This window comes from Falsiroseomonas sp. (assembly GCF_030695085.1).
GTDB lineage: Bacteria > Pseudomonadota > Alphaproteobacteria > Acetobacterales > Acetobacteraceae > Falsiroseomonas.
This window is the reverse complement of the sequence record NZ_JAUYTS010000031.1, coordinates 1-1,076: the sequence shown is the minus strand read 5'-3', so window position 1 is coordinate 1,076 and position 1,076 is coordinate 1. Positions and strand designations below refer to the sequence as shown.

The window sequence follows — 1,076 nt, the reverse complement described above, 5'->3', positions numbered from 1 at the left end:
CTGAACATGGCGCCGAACCCGTACAGCCTGTCGGACCTTGTGAACTGGATGATGGGTTCGGTGGCGAACCGTTCGTGGGCGGATATTGTGCTCGCCGCGCCGGCGCTGGCGATTGGGGCGGCGCTGGTGCTGGTCGCTGGGCCGGGGCTGCGCGCGCTGAGCCTGGGCGATGAGACGGCGGCGAGCCTCGGGGCGGACCCGAAGCGGACGCGGCTGCTGGTGATCGGCGGTACGTCGCTGCTGGCGGGGGCGAGCGTGGCGACGGCGGGAACCATCGGCTTTGTGGGGATCGTGGCGCCGCATGTGATGCGGCCTTTCGTGCGGCATGATCCGCAACGCCTTCTGCTGCCCTCGGCGCTGTTTGCAGGGATCGTGCTGCTGGTGGCGGATATCGCGATCCGGGTGCTGCCCTTCCAGCAGGAGCTGAAGCTCGGCGTGGCGGCGGCGCTGGTGGGCGGGCCGGTGTTCATCTGGATTGCAGTCCGGATGGGGAGGTCACCGACATGATCTCCGTGAACGGACTGTCGGTATCGCTCGGCGGGCGGCGTGTCGTGGAAGATGTCTCCTTCACGCTGGACGCGGGCGAGTTTACGGCGCTGACCGGGCCGAACGGCGCGGGCAAGAGCACCGCGCTGAAGGCGCTGGCCGGGGTGGCGACGGTGGAGGCCGGGACGATCGAGATTGGCGGCGCGCCCGCGGTTTCGCTGAATGCGCTGGAGCGCGCGCGGCGGGTGGCCTGGCTCGCGCAGGCGCGGCCGGTGGCGTGGAACCTGCGGGTTGAGGATGTCGTCGCGCTCGGGCGGTTTGCAGAGGCGCCTTCGGCCTATGACCGGTTGGGGACAGAGGGCCGCGCGGCGGTGGACGGCGCGCTGGCGAAAGCTGACGCGGCGCATCTGGCGGGGCGCGCGTTCCAGGCGCTGTCCGGCGGGGAGCAGGCGCGGGTGCATCTGGCGCGGCTGTTGGCGAGTCCGGCGCCGTGCCTGCTGCTGGACGAGCCCTGTGCGGCGCTCGATATCGCGCACCAGCTGTCCCTGATGGAGACGCTGGCGGCGGAGGCGGCTTCGGGGCGCGCTGTG

2 protein-coding genes are annotated in these 1,076 nt (G+C 71.5%); both read left to right on the top strand.

What is annotated here, in order from left to right; translation table 11 throughout:
- Positions 1-507, top strand: a 507-nt coding sequence (locus Q8S40_RS03195) for an iron ABC transporter permease (RefSeq protein WP_305669257.1), incomplete at its 5' end; no start/stop codon positions are given.
- Positions 504-1,076: ABC transporter ATP-binding protein (locus Q8S40_RS03190; RefSeq protein ID WP_305669256.1), on the top strand; the 573-nt coding region annotated here is incomplete at its 3' end. The genes Q8S40_RS03195 and Q8S40_RS03190, both read left to right, overlap by 4 nt.